Genomic DNA, 14,176 nt, shown 5'->3' on the forward strand with positions numbered 1-14,176 from the left:
CTTGTGTATCGATGGATTTTCGCATAACCGTTCCCCGGGGCTAATATAAATTCCAAAGAGAGGGCAAACGCCCGAACGGGATTTTTGGGGAATGGATGTGCTACTATGGGGAAAGCTTCCCGCAGGAAGAGCCAGAGCTTTTTACACGGTGCTTTGATTCTGACAGCGAGCATTTTAATCGTAAAATTGATCGGCGCCCTGTTCAAGGTGCCGCTGACCTGGGTCATTACAGAGGATGGCCTGGGGTATTTCAATACGGCCTATAATTTTTACGGGCCGATTTACAGCCTGGCCACGGCAGGGTTCCCAATCGCGATTTCGCGCTTGGTTTCCGAAAGCTGCACCCGCGGCGCTTACCGGGATATCCGGCGCATCCACCGCGCGTCGGCCCCCATCTTTATCGGCACCGGAACGGTCGGCTTTGCGCTGATGGTGTTCGGCGCGGCCGCCTACGCAAAAATCATCGGCAACGAAAACGCCCTGCCCGCGCTGTACACGCTGGCTCCGGCAATTTTGTTCAGCTGTTTAACCGCCATTTATCGGGGATACTATGAAGGTCTGCGGAATATGTACCCCACCGCAATTTCAGAAATCATCGAAGCGCTGAGCAAGCTGACGGTCGGGCTTTCCGCCGCCTGCCTGATTCTGCATCAGGGAATGAAGGAATACGAAACCCTCGGAACGGTGTTCGGGGTGGCCGCCGCTTCGCGCGATTACGCGAGAAGCGCGGTGCTGCCCTACGCCGCCGCAGGCGCGATCCTCGGCGTAACGGTAGGCTCGCTCCTCAGCTTTCTGTTCCTGTTCTGCCGCCACAAGCTGATCGGCGACGGAATTACGGAAGAAAACCTGAGAAATTCCCCGCCGCCGCGCAGCATGCGCAAAACAGTCTCCCGTCTGGTGAGAACGGCGATCCCCATCGGGATCGGGGCCATGGCCGTCAATGTGGCTGCCATGGTGGACACCACCTTTTTGCAGACCCGGATACACAATGTAATGGAGCAAAATCCACAGGTATTGCTTTCCATGTATCAGGGAATGATACCACAGATCAACATTGAGACAGATACCGTCCCGAATTTTCTGTTCGGCTGCTTCTCCATGGCGCTGACGCTGTTTATGCTGGTACCGGCCATCACGCAGGCGTTTGGCATCAGCGCGCTGCCCAACGTGACCGCTGCGTATACGCGCGGGGAAGCACTGCACCTGAAAAAGAGCATGGAAGCGGTTCTGCGGGTTACCGCACTGTTCAGCATCCCCGCGGGCATGGGTCTTGCGGTGATGGCGGGGCCGGTGGCGCGCCTGGTATTCGGCGCACGCCCCTCACTGCCCATTACCTCTCATGTTCTGGTCATTATGGGAGTCGGCGCGATTTTCGCGTCGTTCAGCACGCCGGTCAACAGCATGCTGCAGGCGGTCGGCCGGGTCGATCTGCCCGTAAAGCTTCTGGCGGTCGGGCTGACGATCAAGGTGACGCTCAATTACTTTCTGGTGGGAATTCCGGAAATCAACGTGCTGGGCGCCGGCGCGGGCACACTGGTCTGCTATTTTTTCCTCACGGTGGCGGCGCTGATCTGCCTGTGCCGCGAGACCAGAATCATGCCGGATTTTCTTTCGATTTTTGGTAAGCCGCTCATCGCGTCCATCCTGTGCTGCGCCGCTGCGTGGTCGACTCGAGGGCTGCTTTCGCATGTTCTTTCAGAGAATCTTTCCACGCTGGGCGGAGTAGGCGCGGCGGTGCTGGTTTATTCGCTTTCGCTGCTGTGTTTGCGTGCAATTTGCCGCGATGATATTTTGATGCTCCCGAATGGGCAAAAAATTGCAAAAATACTTGAAAAACATGGATGGATAAGGTAATATAGTACTAGTTTTCGCCGGCTATATTCCAGGAAAGGACCTGTCAGGTTGGATTTTCAAAGAAAAGAAACTTACACGATTGAGGACCTGCTGCAAATCGTCAGAATTCTCCGTTCGCCCGGGGGATGCCCCTGGGACCGGGAGCAGACACATCAAAGCATCCGGGCCTGCCTGATTGAAGAAACGTATGAGGCGGTCGAAGCCATCGACACCGAAGATACGGAGCTTCTGAAGGAAGAACTGGGCGATGTGCTGCTTCAGGTAGTGTTCCATGCAGATTTGGAAACTGAGGCAGGCAGGTTCAATTTTGATCAGGTTGCCGACGGCATCTGTAAAAAGCTGATTGTTCGGCATCCCCACGTGTTCGGGGATGTCCATGTCCAGGATTCCGCAGAGGTTCTCAAAAACTGGGATGCCATCAAAAAGAGCACCAAGCACCAGTCGACTCAGGCACAGGTGCTGGAAAGCGTTTCACCCGCACTGCCAGCTTTGATGCGCAGTGCCAAGGTGCAGCAGAAAGCGGCAAAATCGGGGTATGACTTTGCCGATGTCTGGCAGACGCTGCAAAAGGTGGAGGAAGAAACCGCGGAACTGAAGGAGGCGATCCGGAAGGGTAATGCGCAGGACTGCCAGCAGGAGGTCGGAGATCTTTTGTTTTCAGTAGTGAATGCGGCCCGGCACCTGAAAACGGAACCGGAGCAGGCGCTGACCATTTCCTGCAACAAATTCATCGCGCGTTTTACCGCGGCGGAGGAGTTGGCCAAGGAAAGGGGACAGCGGCTGGACACTTTGTCGCCTGAAGAGTTGGACAGGCTTTGGGATGAAGTAAAACAGCGTACCATTCCCCAGCTGGAAAACCAGACTGAAAAATAAAATTTTGGAGGTAACAAATCTTATGAACAAAACAGAATTGATTTCTGCAGTGGCAGAGAAAGCCGCTATTTCCAAGAAGGATGCCGACAGCGCAGTGAATGCAATGATCGATGTCATCATCGAGACCGTTGCGAAAGAGGAGAAGGTTCAGCTGGTTGGCTTCGGTACTTTCGAGGTTCGTTCCCGCAACGAAAGACAGGGCCGTGACCCCAGAACCAATTCCCCCATCACGATCCCCGCGTCCAAGATTCCGGCATTCAAGGCTGGCAAAGCATTTAAGGATGCTACCGACAAATAAACTGTTATCGATATTGAAGGCTGCGGACAGGCGTTTTGCGTTTGCCGTGGCCTTTTGTGTTATCGTCGGCAGGGTTGATCGTTGTGCTTTTTCTTCCGTTTTGGGCGGGAGAAACGACGGCCTTGGATTCAATGGCCTTATAGAAGCATAGAAAAGGAGAAAATTTGTCTCATGAGATTGGATAAGTATTTAAAAGTATCCCGTCTGATCAAGCGGCGCACCGTTGCAAACGAAGCGTGCGACGCCGGGCGGGTCATGGTAAACGGCAAGGTCGCCCGCGCCTCTTATGAGGTAAAAGAGGGCGATGTGCTGGAGCTGCAGCTCGGCGCGCGCAGCCTGAAAGTGCGCGTGGTGCGGGTGAGCGAATACGCCCCCAAAGGGGAAGCGTCCGAAATGTACGAGGCGGTTTCCTGAACTGAGCCAGAATATGTCCCTTTGCGCCAGCATATATGTAGTATAGCCCAATCCGCTTTCGCGCCGGATTCCTTGCCCTCTCCGCAGGTGGGAAAGACCGGAAGAAAAGCGGAATTGTGATAAACTATACTGTCGGGAGGGTACGATCATGGCGGAAGAAAAGAAACCAGCAGCCAAAACGGTCCGCGCGCCGCACAGCCTGATTGTGGATAACAGAAAAACACTTACGGCAACAGGGGTCTCGAATGTAGACAGCTTCGACGACCAGACGGTGGTGGCGTATACCGACCTTGGCGAAATCGTCATCCGCGGCCGGAACCTGCAGATCGGCAAGCTCAATACCGAAACCGGCGAGCTGACGATCACGGGGGAAATCTATTCTGTTACCTATACCGATCAAAAACAGAGCAGTGGGGGCGGTGTGTTCTCCAAGATGTTCCGATAGCGGGGTGATGGCGCTTTGGGTCTTACTCTGGAGGAGCAGGGCCAGGGTTTTCTGATGGCTCTGGCAGTTGGATTCGCGCTCGGCGCGTTTTACGATGTGTTTCGCATTTTCCGGGTGTTTGCCCGCAGTGAAAAACGCCAGGTGATCTGGCAGGATATCTTTGTCTGCTTTGTCGCGGCCGTGGTGAGCTTCCTTGTGGCCCTTGCGGTGAACTGGGGAGAGGTTCGGTTTTATCTGTTGGCGGGCGAGGCCATCGGCATGTGCGTTTATTTTCTTACCCTCGGCGAAATTACCTTCCGTTTAGCGAAGCTTCTTCTGCGGATTTTAACGGCGATCAAAAACTTTTTGCTGCGCTGGATTCTTCGGCCGATCGGGCGTTTGTTCCGCCGGATTTTCCGCGGGGTGCGCACGATCTGCGTAAAAATCGCGAAAGTCACAACAAAACCCTTAAAATTTCGGAAGAAAAGAAAAAAATCGCTTGAAACCTCCCCATCCGATAGTGTATAATCAGCTATATGGATTCTGAATTTGCCCGATTACAGCGGACTGCAGAGAGGGGAGCTGTTTGACTTTATGAGGGTGCTGAAAGCCAAAAAAGAAAAGAAGAGCTTTTTGCTGCGGTTTGCCATTCTGGTATTTGCGGTTTACGCGGCGGTCGCCCTTGTGAACCAGCAGATGCAGATCAGCGAAAAGAAGCGGCAGCTGGCCGATTTAAAGCAGCAGATCAAAATTCAGGAGATCAAAAACGAGGACTTAAAACACAGCTTGTCCTCCGGCAGCGGCGTCAGTGACGAGTACATAGAACGCGTTGTGCGGGAGGGGCTCGATTATGCCAAACCCGGCGAACGTGTTTTTGTAAATATTGCGGGGAATTAAACGGCTCTGAATTTAAGAGGAGGATATTATTACTGTATGCAACTTGAGGTAGGGACAATTCTTGAGGGAAAGGTTACTGGAATTACAAAGTTCGGTGCTTTTGTAGAGCTTCCCGAGGGCAAAACCGGGATGGTTCATATTTCTGAGGTAGCTCCGACCTTCGTGAAGGAAATCCGCGACTATGTAACGGAAAATCAGATGGTCAAGGTGAAAGTGCTGAGCATCAGCGATGATGGCAAAGTGAGTCTTTCCATGAAAAAGGCTGTTCCGCCGCCGCCTCGTGACAACGGTCCTGCCGCGCGTCACTTCGCGCCGCGTTCTTCCGGGCCACGCCCTTCCGGACCGCGCCCTGCAGGTCGGCCTGGCAACTACGAGTGGCAGGCGAGCAAAAAACCTGAAGCGTCCAGCTTTGAGGAAATGATGTCTCGGTTCAAGCAGACCAGCGATGAAAAAATGTCCGACCTCAAAAGGTGCATTGATTCCAAGCGCGGCGGCTTTACCAAGCACGGCGGCTCATCCAAATAAAGCAGGCGGAGTGGTTACACTCCGCCTTTTTGCGTAATGGTTCCAGGGGTTGTTTACAGAATCGGCACGATGGTTCGTTCCGGTAAAGCGAAGCAGCAGCCTCGTTCCAATCCCTGGAATCCATGCGGTACGCGTGCCCTTTGGGCATTCCTGCGGCGCCGCTTTGGTTCGCTTTGCTTTTAAAATATCCGATCGATCTGAAGTTACAGACAAGCCCGGATTTTTCCGGGCGTCTGCCCGTTTTTGGAGGTAACACATGCTGATACAAAATGCAATGATTTATACGATGGCAGGCGACCCGATCCCGAACGGCTACCTGCTGGTGCGGGACGGCAAAATCGCCGCGGTCGGCCCCATGCCCGCGCCCGACGCCGTGGGGGAGGAGGTGGTCGACGCCGGCGGTGCTTCCGTCTACCCCGGCTTTGTGGACGCCCATACCCACCTCGGCATGTGGGAGGACGGCCTGACCTTTGAGGGCGACGACGGCAACGAGGATACCGACCCCATTACGCCGCAGATGCGGGGCATCGACGCCGTGAACCCTCTCGACCGCTGCTTTGAGGAGGCCTGCGCCGCGGGCGTGACGACAGTCATTACCGGCCCGGGCAGTGCGAACCCCATCGGCGGGCAGCTGGCCGCGGTCAAGACAGCGGGACGGCGGATCGACAACATGGTCATCCAGGCGCCCGTGGCGATGAAAATGGCGCTGGGGGAGAACCCGAAATCCACGTACCACGGCAAAAGCCAGACGCCCTCCACCCGCATGGCTACGGCGGCTCTCATCCGCGAGGAGCTGTACAAGACCCGGCGCTATCTGGAGGATCTGGAGCTTTCTCGCAAGGACGAGGACATCGATCCGCCGGAGTACGACATCAAATGCGAAGCGCTCATTCCGGTGCTTCAGCGCAAGCTGCAGGTGCATTTTCACGCACACCGGGCCGACGATATCTTTACCGCCATGCGCCTGGGACGCGAATTCCATCTCGATTATGTGATCATTCACGGAACGGACGGCTACCTGATCACCGACGATCTGGCCGGGGAGGATGTGCCGGTGCTTTCCGGCCCCATTCTGTGCGACCGTTCCAAGCCCGAGCTGAAGAATCTGACGCCGGCGTGCCCCGGCATGCTCCAAAAGCAAGGCGTCCGCATTGCGATCGTCACGGATCACCCGGTCGTTCCGATTCAATACCTGCCGCTGTCCGCCGCTCTTGCGGTGCGCGAAGGGCTCGAGCGGGAAGAAGCGCTGCGCGCGATCACGATCAACCCCGCGCGCATCTGCCATATCGAAGACCGTGTCGGCTCTCTGGAGCCGGGTAAGGACGCCGATTTTTCCCTCTTCCGTGACGACCCGCTTCAAATCAGCACAAAGCCGGAAATGGTGTTTGTATCCGGCCGCCGGGTATTTTGATACTAGGCTTCCGCAAAACAGGTGAAAAAAGACGTTGCGCTCTCTCCGTTTGCAGAAGGAGCGTGAAATAGATCTCTGCTGTTTCGCGAGAGATGAGTATGAGATGGTTCGATCCGCGCCCGTGCGGCGCATACAAAAAGGAGTGTGGAGTGTATGAGAGAGGTTCCCGTTTCCCTGATCAGCGACGGGCTGTGCCGGATGTTTATCGAGGCGAACCGCGAGCTTTCCGGCGATCTGGAAAGCTGCATCCGCTGCTCTGTGCAGAAGGAGAGCAATCCTCTGGGAAAATCGATTTTGGAGGATCTGTGCGAAAATCTGGATGCCGCACGGCGGCTGAACCTGCCCATCTGCCAGGATACCGGCATGGCGGTTGTGTTCGCGGAGATTGGGCAGGAGGTGCACCTCATCGGCGGCTCGTTTGAGAACGCCGTGAATGAGGGTGTCCGCCGCGGCTATGTAGAGGGACTGCTCCGCTGCTCCGTGGTAGGCGATCCGCTGCGCCGCATCAATACCGAGGATAATACCCCCGCCGTGCTGCACACCCGCATTGTGCCCGGCGACCGTGTGACGCTGACCGCCTGCCCTAAAGGCTTCGGCAGCGAGAATATGAGCCGCCTGAAGATGATGACCCCGGCGGCCGGGCCGCAGCAGATGATCGATTTTGTCACGGAGACCGTCCGCCTTGCGGGCGGCAACCCCTGTCCTCCCGTCGTGCTGGGCGTTGGGATCGGCGGCGATTTCGAGCTGTGCGCACAGTTGGCTAAAAAGGCGCTGTGCCGCCCGCTGGATGAGCCGAACCCCGACCCGTTTTACCATCAGCTCGAGCAGGATATGCTCCGCGCGGTCAACGAGCTGAACGTCGGCCCGCAGGGCTTTGGCGGCGATGTGACCGCGCTGGCCGTGAATATCGAGACCTACGCAACACACATTGCCGGCCTGCCCGTTGCGGTCAACGTCGGCTGTCATGTGACCCGGCATAAAAAAATGATCATTTAAGATCGAACTACTTCTATTTTTTCGGTATTTATGTTATAATACTCCCAGAGAGTTCGGGTCAATTTTCAGGAATATGTTCCGAAAACTCTGCGATTTCCATTTGCAAAGGAGATGCGTACATGAATATCACGATTACTGGACGTAAGGTCACACTCAAAGATCACTTCAAGAGCCTGGCAACCAAAAAGCTTTCCCGTTTTGATAAGATCTTCGATGCGGACGCGGACGCTCATGTGGTGGTCACGCTGGAGCGCAACCGTCAGACGGTTGAAATCACAATCCGGAGCAAGGGCATGATTTATCGTGCGGAGGCTACCGATTTTGAAATGAACGACGCGCTGGATCAGGTCATCAGTGCTCTGGGCCGGCAGATTCGCAAGAACAAGAGCCGTCTGGACAAGCAGATTCATTCTGCGGCGCTGGATCAGCTCGTGACGGAAACGCCGGAAGAAGCCGAGCCTGCCGCAGTCGCCGAAGAAGAGGAATATCGGATTGTGCGCACCAAGCATTTCCCGGTGAAGCCCCTTACGGTGGAAGAAGCAATTTTGCAGATGAACCTGCTCGGTCATCAGTTTTACATGTTCCGCAACGGCGCTACGGGTGAAATCAATGTAGTATATCAGCGCAAAAACGGCGATTACGGTTTATTGGAGCCGGATGCGGAATAATATAGTGAGTCAGCGGGGGCCGCGTCAGACTGCGGCCCCCGTTTTATTTCCCGGGTAAAACACAAAATTTTTGCCCGCTATTTTTTCAGATACGGAGAGAAACACAATGGATCAATTTCAACTGGTATGCCCCTGCCTGCTGGGCGTAGAAGGCCTGGTGGCGGAAGAACTGCGGGATATGGGCGCGCAGCAGGTAGAGCCCCAGAACGGGCGCGTGGTGTTCGCAGGCAGCGAAGAAATGCTGGCGCGCGCGAATCTCTGCTCCCGTTACAGCGAGAGGGTGCTTGTGCTGCTCGGCACGTTCCGTGCCGTTACCTTTGAGCAGCTGTTTCAGGCGGTAAAGGCCCTGCCGTGGGAGCAGTGGATCGGCAAGAAGGACCGTTTCCCGGTCAAGGGACGTTCGCTCAGCTCTCAGCTTTCCAGCGTTCCGGACTGCCAGTCCATCATCAAAAAGGCCATTGTGGAACGCCTGAAGCTGAAATATCGCATCCCGTGGTTCGAGGAATCCGGCGATATGTATCAGGTACAGTTCCTGATTTTAAAGGATACTGTCAGCGTGATGCTCGATACCAGCGGCGTGGGGCTGCATAAGCGCGGCTACCGCCCCAACGCGGCGGAGGCCCCGATCAAAGAAACGCTGGCTGCGTCGATGGCGAAGCTGGCCCGTCTTTGGCCGGATTCCCACGTGTACGACCCGTTTTGCGGCTCTGGCACGATTCTCATCGAATCGGCGCTGCTCGCGATGAACATCGCCCCCGGCCTGCAGCGGAGCTTTGCTGCGCAGAGCTGGAAGGGGATAGATGAAAGCGTGTGGATACGCGAAAAAGCGCGCGCGCAGGATCTGGTTCGGCGTGACAGCACCTTCCTTGCTACCGGTTATGATATCGACGGCGCGGCCGTTGCCCTGACGCTGGAAAACGCGAAAAAGGCCGGCGTCATCGCCCATATCCGGGCGGAAAAGCGCGACATCCGCGACTTTGCGGAAGAGGGCGAGCGCGGCTGTGTGATCTGCAACCCGCCCTACGGCGAGCGCCTGCTCGACCTGAGTCAGGCGGAGGAGCTGTATACGGCCATGGGGCAGCGCTTTGTTCCCAAACGCGGCTGGAGCTACCACATCATCAGCCCCGACGAAACGTTTGAAAGCTGCTTTGGCCGTCCTGCAGACAAGCGCCGCAAGCTGTATAACGGAATGATCAAATGCCAGCTGTACAGCTATTATAAAGCGTAGAAGAGAGAGAAAGTAAAAGGCAGGATTCCACATGGAATCCTGCCTTTTACTTTTATTATCAATAATAATATATTTTTATACCAATATATTTCTTATTAATATATTTAAAATATGTCAATTCATGCTATTGTAAATAAAAATTGGAAAATGTATAAATCTTTCAAAGACCTGTAAGAAAACAATAGAACGGGAAGCGGAGAGGCTTTTGGTAAGCCGAATAATAAACGAATCACTTCCCAAAGTATTTATTGATGGTAATTGACTGAAAACACTGATTCGTATGCAATGGGATAGGAGGTAATGTTACTTACTGTGAATACCTTCTATTCCATTTTGAATTTATGTAAGTTATGAGGTGGGATCATGAAAGTACACTTTCGATGCTTTTTATTTCTTCTGATTTGTTTTATCATGGTATCCTCCGCTTCGTGTATAGAGTGGATAAAAGAAGAACGTTTTTCAGCAACTGGTTCTGCATCTGAAATCGATAAAATAGAGCATTCAGCTTTGGAAAACCCGGCCCCTGTGATTGACTCCATAGAGTTTTATCCTACTGAGGGCTATCTTCATCCTGACAGTGGAAACAATCCTGCATGGTGGTCGGAACTTAGCTTTTTTGGAACGGTAAAAGGTGATTTTACCAATTCGGAAAATGATAAGATCATGAATCAATTAAAAAAGTTTTTTCAGATTCAATCGGTAGTTACGGAGCAGAATCAAGAGCTTTTCGTTTCTTCCGCTGATTGGCTGGTATCGGGAGACGATAAAGAGAGCCGCGAAATTCAACTAAAAGTAATATTCAAAGAAAAAATACAGGAAAAAACAATAGTTACTGGGATCAGAATGGAAGAAAACGGAATTTTAACGGAATCTCCGGTTGGAAAATATGATATTCAGCCTGTTCCTTATGCAGAAACAAAAAATTGCTTTATGTTTGAAAATAGAATCGATCTTCTGGATACGGCGACTGAGGATATGATGCTGACCTACAGAGTAGCGGTACCATCCAAACATCCGGATACGATAACCTTTCACGCTGTAATTTCAGAGGATTCAAACCGGATATCGGCTGAAGCGATAAACTGGAAATATGATGAAGAAGCGACAAAGGATGCAAAAGATTATTATTCAACCACAAAAACAGCGTCGGATATCGAGAGCTTTCAAATATATGCGGTTGATTACGGATAAAAACGAACTTGAAGAGCGCCGCGATTCAGCCATATATTACCGTTTCCTATAACGGAAATTCTTATCACTGTATGTCGGAAGCCGTGTATTTTGATCTAAATCGGAGCGTTCAGCCATGAATTTTACACAGGCCCCCTTTCGGCTATTTCGAAGTCGGAAGGAGGCCCTTATTTTATTCTGGATGAATCAGGTAAAATTTGAGAGGAAAGCTAACCTCAAAAAGCAAAGATAGCAATTGTAAAAAAATTATGAAATTCCGTATTTTAGGAAAAAACCTCTTGATTTTTATGTGTCCAGCGGCTAAAATAAGTCTTAGCACTCGAGGATATTGAGTGCTAAACCAAATCAATCATTTGATTTTTTATAAGGAGGAAATAGGAAATGACGATCAAACCACTTTCCGACAGAGTTCTGATTAAAATGGAAGAGGCAGAGGAAACCACAAAGAGCGGTATCCTGCTGGCCGGTTCCGCAAAAGAGAAGCCCCAGATCGCGTCTGTTATCGCGGTCGGCCCCGGCGGTATGGTAGACGGCAAAGAGGTTACCATGTACGTAAAGGTGGGCGATAAGGTCATCAGCAGCAAATATGCCGGAACAGAAGTGAAGATCGACGGCGAAGAGTACACCATTGTACGGCAGTCGGATATTCTTGCTGTTGTGGAATGATTTTTCATTTTGATTCAGAAATTTAGGAGGAATGCAGTATGGCAAAGCAGATTATTTTCGACGTGGAAGCCAGAAAAGCTCTGATGAGCGGCGTAAACCAGCTGGCCGATACCGTTAAGATTACCCTGGGCCCGAAAGGCCGCAACGTGGTGCTCGATAAGAAGTTCGGCGCTCCGCTGATCACCAACGACGGCGTAACCATCGCCAAAGAGATCGAGCTCGAGGATGCCTTTGAGAACATGGGCGCACAGCTCGTCAAAGAGGTTGCGATCAAAACCAACGACGTGGCCGGCGACGGTACCACCACCGCCACTCTGCTGGCACAGGCTCTGGTCCGCGAGGGCATGAAGAATCTGGCTGCAGGCGCTAACCCCATGATCCTGCGCAAGGGAATGCAGAAAGCGGTTGACGCTGCTGTCAAAGCGATCATCGACAATTCCAAAAAGGTTTCCGGCTCCGACGATATCGCGAGAGTGGCTACCGTTTCCTCTGCGGATGAATTCATCGGCAAGCTGATCGCGGAAGCGATGGAAAAGGTCAGCTCTGACGGCGTAATCACCGTGGAAGAGTCCAAGACTGCCGAGACATACTCCGAGGTTGTAGAAGGCATGCAGTTTGACCGCGGCTATATCACCCCTTATATGGTAACTGATACCAATAAGATGGAGGCCGTAATCGACGACGCCTATATCCTCATTACCGATAAGAAGATTTCTAACATTCAGGAGATTCTGCCCCTGCTCGAGAGTATCGTACAGTCCGGCAAGAAGCTCGTGATGATCGCTGAGGACATCGAGGGCGAGGCGCTGACCACCCTGATCCTCAACAAGCTGCGCGGCACCTTTACCTGCGTTGGCGTAAAGGCCCCCGGCTTTGGCGACAGAAGAAAAGATATGCTGCGCGATATTGCGGTTCTGACTGGCGGCCAGGTGATCTCTGAAGAGCTTGGCCTGGAGCTGAAGGACACCACGATTGCTCAGCTGGGCCGTGCCCGTCAGGTGAAGGTGGACAAAGAGAACACCATCATCGTAGACGGTGCCGGTAACTCCGATGAAATCAAGGACAGAGTGGCTCAGATCCGCGCTCAGCTCGAGACCACTACCTCCGACTTCGACCGTGAGAAGCTGCAGGAGCGCCTGGCGAAGCTTGCCGGCGGTGTTGCGGTCATCAAGGTCGGCGCCGCTACCGAAGTGGAAATGAAAGAGAAGAAGCTGCGCATTGAAGATGCTCTGGCGGCAACCAAGGCTGCTGTGGAAGAGGGCATCGTGGCCGGCGGCGGCGTTGCGTTCATCAACGCGATTCCCGCGGCGGAGAAGCTGCTGGAAAGCACGGAAGGCGACGAAAAGACCGGCGTGCAGATCGTTCTGAAAGCTCTGGAAGAACCCGTGCGTCAGATTGCCGTGAACGCGGGCCTCGAAGGTTCCGTTATTGTTGAGAACCTGAAGAAGGAAAACAAGGTCGGCTATGGCTTTAACGCGCTGACGCAGGAGTACGGCGATATGATCAATGCGGGTATCGTTGATCCTACCAAGGTATCCCGTTCTGCGCTGCAGAACGCCGCTTCCATCGCGGCCATGATTCTGACCACCGAATCTCTGGTTGCGGATAAGAAGGAGCCGGTGGCTGCTCCCGCAATGCCTGCAGACGGCGGCATGGGCGGCATGTATTAAGCCTAAAACACATCTGAAAAAAAGCGATGCTGGTTTCAGCATCGCTTTTTTTATGCGGAAAAACCTTTCTCTGTCACAATTGCCAAAGAAAGAGCTGCGCTCCGCTTTGTGACGTGACATCGGCTTTTGATATTGAATTGTTGAAGAAAAAAGCAAGAAACAACCTCATCTGCATCAGCGGGACGGTTTTGCGTCATTGAAAAGAATTGATAGAATAGTCGTATATATAAAGTTTTTTGTCATGCATATTTGACTTTGTGACGCTGATATGATACTATATGCTGCAGGAGGTGGCAATGATGGGGAAGAATTTACGAATCAAGGCTGCGCGGGCCGCAAAGGATATGACACAAAAAGATTTGGCCGATGCTGTTGGGGTCGCTCGACAAACAATGAACGCAATTGAGAAAGGCGACTATAATCCCTCGATCAACCTGTGCATTGCCATTTGCAAAGCTCTGGACAAAACTTTGGATCAGCTTTTTTGGGAGGGTAACGAATATGAAAATCAATAAAAGTGCTCTGGATGAAATGCAGACCGAAAGACGTAACCATATCGGCAATCAAATGTTTCTTTTGACGTTCTATCTTCTTTTATTGGATGCGGGCCTTTATGGGATGGGGATTCGCTGGCTGGAATATCCCGTGAACAGCATGGTGATTATCATTCTCAGCATGAGCGTTTACCTTGTCAGAACAATCGCGGCAAACGCGTATCTGCCCCCAAAAGCGGACAGTAAGAAAACCGTGGCGTCCCTGCTGACTGCGATTGGCTGTTCAGTCGCGCTTGCAGCAGCCGTTTTTTCCTTTTTCAAAAATTCATCGGCGCCGTTTTCTGCGCAAGCCGCAAACGACCATTCTGCACTGATTCTCTTTCTTGTTTCGGTCGTTGGTCTGTTCCTCTCGCTCATTGCAGCCATCATAAGGAAGAGAAATGATAAAAATGACAGTGATGATTAAATAGAAAAAGCATGACGCGAAAAGCTTTCGATTACCTAGTAGGATGATCTTTCTATTCGCATCTCTCCGGTGTTTCGACAAAACGATAATTGAAACAGGCG

The 14,176-nt window shown here is 52.6% G+C and carries 17 protein-coding genes; all 17 read left to right on the forward strand.

Annotated elements, in window-relative coordinates; translation table 11 throughout:
- Positions 1–105 precede the first annotated feature (105 nt).
- Positions 106–1,854: a polysaccharide biosynthesis protein gene (locus HMPREF1141_RS15105; RefSeq protein WP_009065948.1), complete on the forward strand. Its 1,749-nt coding sequence runs from the start codon at positions 106–108 to the stop codon at positions 1,852–1,854.
- Positions 1,855–1,902: 48 nt separating this feature from the next.
- Positions 1,903–2,727 (forward strand): nucleoside triphosphate pyrophosphohydrolase, encoded by an 825-nt coding sequence (gene mazG / locus HMPREF1141_RS15110; protein WP_009065950.1) that lies wholly within the window; start codon positions 1,903–1,905, stop codon positions 2,725–2,727.
- Positions 2,728–2,749: 22 nt separating this feature from the next.
- Positions 2,750–3,025 carry an HU family DNA-binding protein gene (locus HMPREF1141_RS15115; protein ID WP_009066053.1) on the forward strand — a complete coding sequence of 92 codons (276 nt, stop codon included), beginning with the start codon at positions 2,750–2,752 and terminating at the stop codon, positions 3,023–3,025.
- Positions 3,026–3,196: 171 nt separating this feature from the next.
- The gene (locus HMPREF1141_RS15120; protein ID WP_009065970.1) at positions 3,197–3,439 is read left to right on the forward strand and encodes an RNA-binding S4 domain-containing protein; all 243 of its coding nucleotides are present in this window, start codon (positions 3,197–3,199) and stop codon (positions 3,437–3,439) included.
- 148 nt (positions 3,440–3,587) lie between these two features.
- Positions 3,588–3,884, forward strand: coding sequence for a sporulation protein YabP (yabP, locus tag HMPREF1141_RS15125; RefSeq protein WP_009065926.1), 297 nt, complete (start codon positions 3,588–3,590; stop codon positions 3,882–3,884).
- 15 nt (positions 3,885–3,899) lie between these two features.
- Positions 3,900–4,391 carry a spore cortex biosynthesis protein YabQ gene (gene yabQ, locus HMPREF1141_RS15130; RefSeq protein WP_009066023.1) on the forward strand — a complete coding sequence of 164 codons (492 nt, stop codon included), beginning with the start codon at positions 3,900–3,902 and terminating at the stop codon, positions 4,389–4,391.
- Positions 4,392–4,457: 66 nt separating this feature from the next.
- Positions 4,458–4,760 carry a septum formation initiator family protein gene (locus tag HMPREF1141_RS15135; protein ID WP_020072056.1) on the forward strand — a complete coding sequence of 101 codons (303 nt, stop codon included), beginning with the start codon at positions 4,458–4,460 and terminating at the stop codon, positions 4,758–4,760.
- A 36-nt stretch (positions 4,761–4,796) separates the two neighbouring features.
- Complete coding sequence (locus HMPREF1141_RS15140) at positions 4,797–5,285, forward strand: S1 RNA-binding domain-containing protein (protein ID WP_009066095.1); 489 nt, start codon at positions 4,797–4,799, stop codon at positions 5,283–5,285.
- A gap of 256 nt (positions 5,286–5,541) precedes the next feature.
- Positions 5,542–6,696, forward strand: a complete 1,155-nt coding sequence (locus HMPREF1141_RS15145; protein WP_009066005.1) for an amidohydrolase — start codon at positions 5,542–5,544, stop codon at positions 6,694–6,696.
- Positions 6,697–6,849: 153 nt separating this feature from the next.
- Complete coding sequence (locus tag HMPREF1141_RS15150) at positions 6,850–7,692, forward strand: fumarate hydratase (RefSeq protein WP_009065952.1); 843 nt, start codon at positions 6,850–6,852, stop codon at positions 7,690–7,692.
- A 119-nt stretch (positions 7,693–7,811) separates the two neighbouring features.
- Entirely contained in the window at positions 7,812–8,360 is a 549-nt protein-coding gene (raiA, locus tag HMPREF1141_RS15155; RefSeq protein WP_009065922.1) for a ribosome-associated translation inhibitor RaiA, read from the forward strand.
- A gap of 106 nt (positions 8,361–8,466) precedes the next feature.
- Positions 8,467–9,588, forward strand: a complete 1,122-nt coding sequence (locus HMPREF1141_RS15160; protein WP_009065896.1) for a class I SAM-dependent RNA methyltransferase — start codon at positions 8,467–8,469, stop codon at positions 9,586–9,588.
- 363 nt (positions 9,589–9,951) lie between these two features.
- The gene (locus tag HMPREF1141_RS15165) at positions 9,952–10,779 is read left to right on the forward strand and encodes a hypothetical protein (RefSeq protein ID WP_009065978.1); all 828 of its coding nucleotides are present in this window, start codon (positions 9,952–9,954) and stop codon (positions 10,777–10,779) included.
- A gap of 381 nt (positions 10,780–11,160) precedes the next feature.
- Positions 11,161–11,445 carry a co-chaperone GroES gene (locus tag HMPREF1141_RS15170; RefSeq protein ID WP_009065964.1) on the forward strand — a complete coding sequence of 95 codons (285 nt, stop codon included), beginning with the start codon at positions 11,161–11,163 and terminating at the stop codon, positions 11,443–11,445.
- Between the two features lie 38 nt (positions 11,446–11,483).
- Positions 11,484–13,115: a chaperonin GroEL gene (gene groL / locus HMPREF1141_RS15175; RefSeq protein WP_009065924.1), complete on the forward strand. Its 1,632-nt coding sequence runs from the start codon at positions 11,484–11,486 to the stop codon at positions 13,113–13,115.
- A gap of 299 nt (positions 13,116–13,414) precedes the next feature.
- The gene (locus tag HMPREF1141_RS15180) at positions 13,415–13,630 is read left to right on the forward strand and encodes a helix-turn-helix transcriptional regulator (RefSeq protein WP_035317262.1); all 216 of its coding nucleotides are present in this window, start codon (positions 13,415–13,417) and stop codon (positions 13,628–13,630) included.
- Positions 13,617–14,075, forward strand: a complete 459-nt coding sequence (locus tag HMPREF1141_RS15185; protein WP_009066043.1) for a hypothetical protein — start codon at positions 13,617–13,619, stop codon at positions 14,073–14,075. The genes HMPREF1141_RS15180 and HMPREF1141_RS15185 overlap by 14 nt, the downstream gene beginning before the upstream one ends.
- Positions 14,076–14,176 lie beyond the last annotated feature (101 nt).

The organism is Clostridium sp. MSTE9, from assembly GCF_000277625.1.
Taxonomy (GTDB): domain Bacteria; phylum Bacillota; class Clostridia; order Oscillospirales; family Acutalibacteraceae; genus Faecalispora; species Faecalispora jeddahensis.

Excerpts from the sequence above, each read along its gene's own strand:
- HMPREF1141_RS15105 (WP_009065948.1), top strand. The coding sequence starts at position 106 with ATGGGGAAAGCTTCCCGCAGGAAGAGCCAGAGCTTTTTACACGGTGCT.
- HMPREF1141_RS15180 (WP_035317262.1), top strand. The coding sequence starts at position 13,415 with ATGGGGAAGAATTTACGAATCAAGGCTGCGCGGGCCGCAAAGGATATG.
- HMPREF1141_RS15140 (WP_009066095.1), top strand. The coding sequence starts at position 4,797 with ATGCAACTTGAGGTAGGGACAATTCTTGAGGGAAAGGTTACTGGAATT.
- yabP (WP_009065926.1), top strand. The coding sequence starts at position 3,588 with ATGGCGGAAGAAAAGAAACCAGCAGCCAAAACGGTCCGCGCGCCGCAC.
- HMPREF1141_RS15185 (WP_009066043.1), top strand. The coding sequence starts at position 13,617 with ATGAAAATCAATAAAAGTGCTCTGGATGAAATGCAGACCGAAAGACGT.
- HMPREF1141_RS15135 (WP_020072056.1), top strand. The coding sequence starts at position 4,458 with ATGAGGGTGCTGAAAGCCAAAAAAGAAAAGAAGAGCTTTTTGCTGCGG.
- HMPREF1141_RS15115 (WP_009066053.1), top strand. The coding sequence starts at position 2,750 with ATGAACAAAACAGAATTGATTTCTGCAGTGGCAGAGAAAGCCGCTATT.
- groL (WP_009065924.1), top strand. The coding sequence starts at position 11,484 with ATGGCAAAGCAGATTATTTTCGACGTGGAAGCCAGAAAAGCTCTGATG.
- HMPREF1141_RS15160 (WP_009065896.1), top strand. The coding sequence starts at position 8,467 with ATGGATCAATTTCAACTGGTATGCCCCTGCCTGCTGGGCGTAGAAGGC.
- HMPREF1141_RS15120 (WP_009065970.1), top strand. The coding sequence starts at position 3,197 with ATGAGATTGGATAAGTATTTAAAAGTATCCCGTCTGATCAAGCGGCGC.
- HMPREF1141_RS15150 (WP_009065952.1), top strand. The coding sequence starts at position 6,850 with ATGAGAGAGGTTCCCGTTTCCCTGATCAGCGACGGGCTGTGCCGGATG.
- HMPREF1141_RS15145 (WP_009066005.1), top strand. The coding sequence starts at position 5,542 with ATGCTGATACAAAATGCAATGATTTATACGATGGCAGGCGACCCGATC.
- HMPREF1141_RS15165 (WP_009065978.1), top strand. The coding sequence starts at position 9,952 with ATGAAAGTACACTTTCGATGCTTTTTATTTCTTCTGATTTGTTTTATC.
- raiA (WP_009065922.1), top strand. The coding sequence starts at position 7,812 with ATGAATATCACGATTACTGGACGTAAGGTCACACTCAAAGATCACTTC.
- HMPREF1141_RS15170 (WP_009065964.1), top strand. The coding sequence starts at position 11,161 with ATGACGATCAAACCACTTTCCGACAGAGTTCTGATTAAAATGGAAGAG.